Below are 8,186 nucleotides of genomic sequence, written 5' to 3'. Positions count from 1 at the left end.
GAACATCGCCCCAAGTCTGTTAATCGCGTTGCCGTTGTCGAGCTCCGCAGCTCTCCGATACCACTGCTCAGCCTCACCCAAATCACCACGCGCCTTCAGCAGCCACCCCAGGTTGCTCATCGCGTTGCCGTTGCCGAGCTCCGCAGCCCTCCGATACCACTGCTCAGCCTCGTCTAAATCACCACGTTCTCTGAACAGCACTCCGAGTCCGTTCATAGCATCCGCGTCGCCGAGCTTGGCCGACTTCCGGTACCACGTGTCCGCTCTGTCCGGTTCACCACGGGCCTTCAGCAGCACCCCGAGGTTTCGCATCGCAACCTCGTATCCTTGCTCGGCCGACTTCCGGTACCACACCTCGGCTTCATCCAAATCATCACGCTGATTCAAAACGAACCCGACACCGTTGATCGCTTGACTGTTGCCGAGCTCGGCTCCCTTCCTAAACCACTTCTCGGCCTCGTCTAAATCACCACGTTCCGTGAACAGCACCCCGAGCTCGCGCATCGCCTGGCTGTTGCCGAGCTCGGCCGCCTCCCGGAACCACAGCTCCGCTTTATCCGAACAACCACGCCCCTTCAACAGCAGACCGAGGTTGGCCATGGCAACGTTGTCGCCGTAGTCGGCCGCCTTCCGGAACCACAGCTCCGCTCTGTCCGAATCGCCTCGGTCTTTCATAAGCAGAGCAAGACCGATCATCGACACGACATCATGCCCTTCGGCAGCTTTTTGAAACCAAAGCTCAGCGTTGGGATTGTCCTGGTCGTCCAGCGCTGCGAATGCCTTTCGGCGGCAGTCCTTCGCAGTTGTGGCGTCGGCAGGTGCACCGGCCATGGCCCAAAGGTGGTTGCGGGCGAGCGCAATTGACGATCCCCTGTTTCGTCCGCTTGCTTGTGGGGCTGGCAAGCCACGTCCGATCAGCTCGGCTCGCAACCGCGGGTAGATGATGTCCATGGTCAGGTATTTCGGATCATCTGGCTTACCACCGCAAAGAACATCGATAAGAGCGCCCGTAAAGGCCGTACAGCCGTTCGTGCCGCGGGAGTCTGCCCACCTTTTCCTGCCGTCGGTGGCTGTCAGAACATAGCTGCCACTGACTCTCGCGAGATCTTCCAGCGCTTTGCTTGGATCCTCTGTCACCATCATGTTCTTCAGGGCATTTCCGCTGTGGCAACAATCGAGGATGGACATCTTCAGCGAAGCGTCGGACCCAATCAGAACTTCCCGGACCAGATCGTAATCGACCGTCCTCCAGGCTGGATAGGCAACTTTAGAAGCACTGTGGGTGAGTCCGAGCCCGCCCTTGGGAAGCCACATGCCATGGCCAGCGAAATAGAACAGGAGCAGATCTTCTGCCTCTTTTGCCGCAGGCTCTAACGCCAAGAGGAAGGCCTCATTGTCCGTCGGGTCTGGCACAACGCGAATGTTGTCTTGCGCGATGCCTGTCCTTGTCTGCAGAACGTTTGCCAACTGGACGAGGTTTTCACGAACCGTGGGGAGCGGCCCAAATCCGGAATCTGTTGCGTAAGAGGATGATCCGATGAGGACTACACGTGAGCGTTCACTGTCCGGCAGTTTCATCCCGATGCTCCCCCCGAGCAATGTTCAGCACCCTGGCGACATCCTCGGGCGCAATGTCTTTGATGCCATCGGCCTGGATTTCAACCGATTTGTCCGCTCTCACAATGATCTTCAGCCGTCGCGATTTCCGAGTAGCCAACCAGGCAGTCACGCAAGTCGATACAGCAGCGTCGAGACCGGGGTTGTCGAGCACCAGTCGCAGAACGTCCTCGACGCCCATCGCGCCATCCGGAACCGGTGCGTGCACTAGAGACGCACGTACGCCGACGAGTTCGTAGTCCTCCCGGATTGCCTCGTATAGATCGTGCAGCTCCTCAATGTCGTCTTCGCTGTCACTAATCGACAATCTGAACTCACACACAGACACCCCTATCTCCCGCCGACTCAGGGTAAGCACGACCTTGCAACGGCTACCTTAACGCCTTAATCGATCCAAACATCCTATGTAGCAGACACTTTGGTCCAAGCCTCGCTCTCAAGTACTCGTCCCGGCATCCTATGCAATCCGACCAGCGGCAGGGGAACAACGACCAACCGGTTTGGTCCCGGTATCGCGGTCACCACCGTTTCGCCAGGTCAGGCCCCCTTTCGAGAGGGGCCTTTCTTGTTTTGCACCCGATACGCACCAAATCGACCCCCACTCCAGTCGAGCTGGATCCACGAATCGACCAACGTCCGACCCGGATCGACCGGATCGCGTCCTGTCGATGTCGCCGGATCTTTCGCCAGCACGCACGAAACTCCTGGGATAGCCTCTAGATTCGGAATCCGCGAGCAACCGCGGTCGGTAGTTGGGGGATCTACGGATGAGCATCGCTTCCCGTCGGCCAGCATCGCTTCACTGGAGTGCCGGTTGGCTCGGTCACAGGATCACTCGACATGTCGCCCTCGGCGTGACAGTCGTCACCGGCGTGGTCGCGGTGCTCTTGTCGCCCTTTCTGCTTCTGCTGCTGCCGACGGCAAACAGCGTCGACTGGGGCCGACTGCGCGAAGTCAGCCAAGCCTACGGGGCGACATCGACAATCGTGTCGGCACTCGCTCTCTGCGGGGTTGCGACTTCCCTCTTCCTACAGACCCAACAGTTCAAGGCATCCCGATACGAGACAGTTCGTCGCTACCAACTTGACCTGAACCGTATTGCGCTGGAGGACCCGACGATCTACGGGCCGTGCATCGGGAGGCTAGTCGAACCACCCGGCATCGAGGCTCGCCAGTTCTATTACGCCGCTGCGTGGATGCGGTACGGACTGATGGCATACGAGTCTGGCGTGGTCAGCGAACGGTCATTGCGCGAGGATCTGTTTGGCGATGTATTCCGTAGCGATATCGGCCGAGACTACTGGAGCCAGACCGGGGCACTATGGGGGGCGACGATGGCGAGCTACAACCACCGGACCCGGGCATTCAAACGCATCGCAGACGAGGAATACCGAAAAGCCGTGGCTGCCGGACCGGCACCGATCACGTGGGGTGCGATCCGCGCGTCACAGCAGACAGCCAGTCCCCAGGAAATGTCCAACTCCCGCGAACGAACGAAGTGGCTGACGTCTGGTTTCGTCGCCCTCACTATCAGCGCTGGCGTCGCACTCGGCGTCGTGATCGGAAAGTCGAACGTCAGCCACTTCGGCCGGTAAACTACAAGGTCAATTCGCTTGTACGCTGTGCCGACGACGAAAGACCCACGACGTTTGCGAGCGCAAAACCGAAAGTTTAGTGCTGTTCTAAAGACCTGGTCACGTCGCCTTTCCTGCCCGTCTTGTCACTCTTCGATGGTTTGGCGGCAAGCCCTTCTCCGCCGGGGCGATGGCGTGGACCGCCGAGCGAGTCTCGGCGGCGAGCCAGCGTTCGGAGCATTCTGGGCCCCAGATGCGTCAGCGTTGGGCCGCTTCCGCCACGACTTTCCGAAATTCACGCGCAGAATAGCCATAGATATCCGCAACCGCTCGAGATTGTAGTTCAGAACTGATCCCCAGCTTCTGAAGCAGAACCAAATGAAGCAACGCCTTAGTTACATACGAAAGGCGATACCGAGCGTCTTCTGGGATTTTCTTCTCGAGTTCTCCCGTGTCCATATGTCCAATCGCATTACGCGCGTCTCTTAGCCACTTAGCCCATGTGTCAATGCTTCCGAGTAGATTCTCGACAGCTTCTCTGTCTGGCAAGGCTGCGAGCTCTAGAAGACGCTTCTTTAACCCGGGGCGATTATCAGACAGCCTTCCTTTTACCCAGCTCTTTTCTGGGTGCTCAGAAAAGGCCTGCATCGCGGCTCTGACAATTTCCGACCGCATTTCCGGATCGTGTGCAGTGCTCTCAGGGAAGAGCTTGGCGTGGAATCCTTCAGCTGCCGACGCGAGGTTGAACAGTTCATTTTGATAGTAGACGGTTGGAGTGTAGTCCAAACTGAATAGTGCATCGAGCGCTATTCCGATTTCCTCTCCCAATGAAAACCATCTATTTAGTGCAGAGTCATAGTCTGCGCCAAGGTCGGGGAGATGGAAGAGGAAGCGATGACGCTCAGTTTTGGCGTCTGTCCACGTATCAGCCTTGGAAAAGTACAGTTCAACGGATGCAGCCCGGCCCTCCTGGGTGATTGCAAGTTTTCGCGAACGAACCGCACAGCCCTGTTGAGAGGCCAGAGTGACCAGGTTTTGAACGCTGCCAATTACCTTGTCAAACTCGTTCCAGCTCGATGGACTGTCGGCGCGAACCCGAAGTTTTGCAGTTTCCGTAAAGCTAATGTCACGACCGTAGGTGAAGTTACCGAAAGAGCTGGATTTAGTTGTCCAGTATATCTCCACCTGCTGCTGCCGCGCCGTTGCCCGGGCGACGAGCGTTTCAGGTATCTCGACGGTAACCTGAGCGTTCTTGAAGTGCCCGTTTTCGCGATCTATCGTCGTCGCATATTCTAGGCCGCTTCTGCTAGCGAAGCTCGTCAAGCACGAAATTTCAACTTCGATGTAGTTGAAAATCTTGTCCATTTCGCTAGTCAGATGCACACCAATGAAAACGAGAGAAGATCTTAACTTCTCGGTGGCTGTAAACGCTTGCCCGAACGTAACATTCCCACCGGTTCTGAAACTGTTGACTAGGGTGATCATCTTTCCTGCAGCGTGCCCATGTATTAGCTCGACAGTCTGCTCCCCCACGAGCTCGTCCACAACCTCAAGGTGGGCAGTACCGTCAGAACTTATTTCGAGAACTCCGCCCACACGATTATCTGCCTTATCAGCGAGCCACCACTTGCCCACGTACCGCACAGTGTCCGTCATAGCCTTGCTGTCGCTCGAGGCGTGTGGACCGTTTCATCAGCACCAGTTCCGAACTCGCTGATCGTGTTGCCAGCGACGCATGTCCACTGATCGCCCCGCGTTCCGGGCAGTGTGCGCAAGTTGGCTGTAGTTGCGCCTCGCCTGAGCCTGCGGACCGCTGCAATCTACAGGTGCTGCGTATTCGTGGCGCTCAACAGAGAGCCTAGACTGAAATACCGCTTGTTTCGAACGAAAGCGCTTCCCCGCCCCCTCTTTTCGTGGACAATTGGCTGAGTTAGCAATTTTGAAGCGCCATCCTTTTGCGGACTCAGCACAAACACCTGATATGTGCCGGGTGACCAGCCATTCGCCAAAGCCGTGCCTATTATTTTCGAAAGCTCTTTGTCATTAGCATTTGGAGAATGAGCTAGCGCCTTACCTTCCGCCTTGCTGAATGTGACGAGAGGGAGACGGCGGAGAACTTTCGCGAATACCGACTTCACCTCGTAATCCGCATAGAAACCTAAGTATTCAATCGACTGAAAGGTGCGATCGTGCGGGCAAATATACGCATTCACTTTACTGTAAAGGGGCCACGCCTTTTCTGCCGCAACAATCACAACGTTACGGCTGGGTGGGAATGGTCGGCGGGCAGCTATTTCCGATACACGTTCCAGTCCTCGGATCCATTTCTCAGCCTCCGGGTCAACCCAGCCTGCCAGTTGTGCTAGTTTCTCGAACTCGATTTCTGGATCTATCTTCAAAAGACTTCCATGATGCGCGATCAAGTTCCTCAAAACGTTCACGTTCTGCATGACACCGCCCACCGACTTTCGGTCACCGGGAGAGTACTTGAACGCAAGCCTCAATGACGCGCGCCAGAGAGACTCGAACTCCGTGTCGAACATCGTAGCCCAGAAACCGAAGGTTACGCCCGCTACTATCCGATGTACTGACACCTCTTTCCCAGACTTCTTCAGCCGCCCCTTTACCTCCTCGATCTGAGCCGCTTGTTGAACCCAGGGAGTCCCTGGAACTTCAATGTCGCTCAGCGGTACAGTGTTGAGACTTTCAATGATCGCATTTCTCACCAACACCTCCACATGATGAATGACTTCAAATAACGCGGCCGATATGCTTGCATTCCACTCGTATAGCGCTCTTGCTCCACCCGGATCTTCATTTGCAGCTTCCAGAAAATCTGCAAACCGTTCAGAGGAGACCCACGCGGGTTCAAAGGATGAACGAGACGTCGCTGACACCCCTGCGATGCTATAGTGAACATGCCCCAGGTTGGCCTCTATCGTCGGGACTCGTTCGCGACGAAACGCCCCTGGGGCAATGTTCGTCGGACAACTCCGCGGAACCAACGTGGTGAGACACCACAGCTAGGACTCACCAACAGGCACGATGCTGGCCACCCGCCATGAACGGGGTACCGGCCCGATGGACTCGACGATCGCGTTGTCGCCGTCGATCATGCGCACCTCGAATGGTTACTGGATGACAGCCGTCCCCGCAAAGAGCTGCACGTTAAGGCGAGAGGGATCTTCCGTGCGCCACCTGGTGACCGCTCCGGTGACCTCTTCGGCAGCACCAACGTCAAGGAAGTCATCGAGCGGGACGCTGTGCTCATTGGCCAACTTCTTGGCAACAGCCACGATGTGTTCCCAGACTCCGCCACCATGGTTGATGAACTCAGACAGCGCCCCCTCAGGGATGCGTGGATCTTGCGAACCGAGCATACGCAGCCCAGTCGGCGTCGGGTGACCAGCCAGTTCGCAGTGCAACTCGTAGTCCTGGCTGCGGTAGGAGTTGTTCGTCTTGCGATAGACGTGCCGAGGCGAAAACTGGCTCGTGCGTTCCTGCTTCGTCGATCGAAGCCAGGCACCCGCCTCATCACTGTTCTCAGCGAACGCCCAAGCGAGATACTCGACTTCGACCAGTTGACGCATCAATGCCCATGCCGGATAGGGGTTAGTATCGACGAGCCCAGCGATCGCGCTACCGAGCGAAGAAGTGCTCAGGATCAGATAGCCGACGGCGGCAATGCGATCATCGCCGTGTCCGAACACCGACGACTTAGCCGGGTCGGCGGATGCGAATCGCGTCGATGCTTCCAACAATCTGGTGCCCGCACTGGCGAATTGCCGGATCATGATATCCGCGGTAGCACGTCGTAGTTCTCGCGCCGCCTGATCGGTCGCGCTCTGGATCCAGGACATGCTGGCGGCCCCGAGGTCGAATATGCCCGTAAGGCTCGCGAGGTCACCACACTTCGCACAGATGTCGTCAGCCACAAGCTTGGCCGCCATTCCTTCTTCGGTCGCGATCTGCCGGGTCAGAGCGATCGCGATGTCGAACGCCGCTACAAAGGCCCCGGTTTGGGTGAGCGTCGGCGCACTCCCGCCGCCCGTGGTTCCCGCGATCAGCTTGATAAGGGCACACACACCGGACCAGTCGGGCTCAGCTGGGATCAGGTTCGCCTTGAACTCGCGCGTCCCATCCAGGGCTTCGTCAAACGAAGCGTCCTTGAGGGTAATCAGGCGGTGCCCCGCGACAACCGAATAGATGACAAGAGCATCGGTAGCTTGCTGCGCTCGGACGCCATCATCATTATCTCCCTTGAATATCCGTTTGAGGGTCTCCTCTTGGCCTCGCCGCTCGAACTTCCCGATAAGCATCGCTCCATGCTGAATGAGCTTGATCTGCGATTCGATCACCGAGACCTCCTGAATACCTGACGGTTCGCGGACAGTAGTCCTGATTCGGCACGCCACCCAACCGGGTGAGTACGCCTCGAAGATTGTCTCAACTGTTGCCGACATCGTCATCGAATTATTCGCACGACGAACTTTCGACGACACTGACGAACTCAGATACCACGCCTAGATTCCTTCGATGGCCGCATCCATAACGGTCCAATCTTCCTGTCTGTCAGCGATTTTGGCTCTTCCACGTGGGCGACCTATTCGCCGGGCCTTCTTGCGGGCCAAGTTGAAGGAGTTCATCCGGACCAATGGACCTGATGCCGAAGCCGAGGTGCGCGAGCACATCGAGACGTACTCGGCCGAGGCTGAGAAACGGGGCCTGATCCTTCGCGGAGCGCTGCCCGCCGGGAAGCAGTACGGTCCGATCTCTATACCTACCAGCGTGTTTGATTAGCCCGAGTTGCGGGTTTTTCGCCGCGAATTGGCGGCCATATCTACAGTGATTTGTCCCAGCGCAAATCTCTTGCTGCATGATTGCTGTCTCAATGCCGTTGAATTGCCGACAGATTCGCCACCAACCGGCTCGGCGGCAGGCCCGTCTTGCCTGAGTGGTGCGGCCGCTACACCGAGGATTTCGACCAGACTCGCT

The 8,186-nt window shown here is 57.3% G+C and carries 7 protein-coding genes; 1 reads left to right on the top strand and 6 read right to left on the bottom strand.

All coding sequences use genetic code 11. From position 1 onward, the window contains the following. Together NP3_RS45510 and NP3_RS45505 are read right to left on the bottom strand one after the other, a co-directional pair. On the bottom strand, positions 1–1,578 hold a 1,578-nt coding region (locus NP3_RS45510; protein ID WP_157125000.1), incomplete at its 3' end, for a caspase, EACC1-associated type. Beyond that, positions 1,559–1,939: an effector-associated constant component EACC1 gene (locus tag NP3_RS45505; protein WP_157124999.1), complete on the bottom strand. Its 381-nt coding sequence runs from the start codon at positions 1,937–1,939 to the stop codon at positions 1,559–1,561. The genes NP3_RS45510 and NP3_RS45505, both read right to left, overlap by 20 nt. 445 nt (positions 1,940–2,384) lie before the next feature. On the opposite strand from NP3_RS45505, the gene NP3_RS45500 reads away from it, so the two are divergent. Then, positions 2,385–3,212 (top strand): DUF6082 family protein, encoded by an 828-nt coding sequence (locus NP3_RS45500; protein WP_157124998.1) that lies wholly within the window; start codon positions 2,385–2,387, stop codon positions 3,210–3,212. A gap of 237 nt (positions 3,213–3,449) precedes the next feature. Here NP3_RS45500 and NP3_RS45495 read toward each other — a convergent pair whose 3' ends face one another. The 4 genes from NP3_RS45495 to NP3_RS50140 form a co-directional block, all read right to left on the bottom strand. Then, the gene (locus tag NP3_RS45495; RefSeq protein ID WP_157124997.1) at positions 3,450–4,826 is read right to left on the bottom strand and encodes an ApeA N-terminal domain 1-containing protein; all 1,377 of its coding nucleotides are present in this window, start codon (positions 4,824–4,826) and stop codon (positions 3,450–3,452) included. A 185-nt stretch (positions 4,827–5,011) separates the two neighbouring features. Then, complete coding sequence (locus tag NP3_RS45490) at positions 5,012–6,088, bottom strand: Abi family protein (RefSeq protein WP_169814696.1); 1,077 nt, start codon at positions 6,086–6,088, stop codon at positions 5,012–5,014. A 234-nt stretch (positions 6,089–6,322) separates the two neighbouring features. Continuing rightward, positions 6,323–7,549: a hypothetical protein gene (locus NP3_RS45485; protein ID WP_157124995.1), complete on the bottom strand. Its 1,227-nt coding sequence runs from the start codon at positions 7,547–7,549 to the stop codon at positions 6,323–6,325. Between the two features lie 438 nt (positions 7,550–7,987). After that, the coding region (locus NP3_RS50140; RefSeq protein ID WP_218025080.1) for a hypothetical protein at positions 7,988–8,186 on the bottom strand (199 nt) is incomplete at its 5' end.

The sequence above is a fragment of the Nocardia pseudovaccinii NBRC 100343 genome (assembly GCF_001613225.1).
GTDB lineage: Bacteria > Actinomycetota > Actinomycetes > Mycobacteriales > Mycobacteriaceae > Nocardia > Nocardia pseudovaccinii.
Note: the sequence above shows the minus strand (reverse complement) of the source record. Positions and strands in the feature narration are given on the sequence as shown.

Excerpts from the sequence above, each read along its gene's own strand:
- NP3_RS45500 (WP_157124998.1), top strand. The coding sequence starts at position 2,385 with ATGAGCATCGCTTCCCGTCGGCCAGCATCGCTTCACTGGAGTGCCGGT.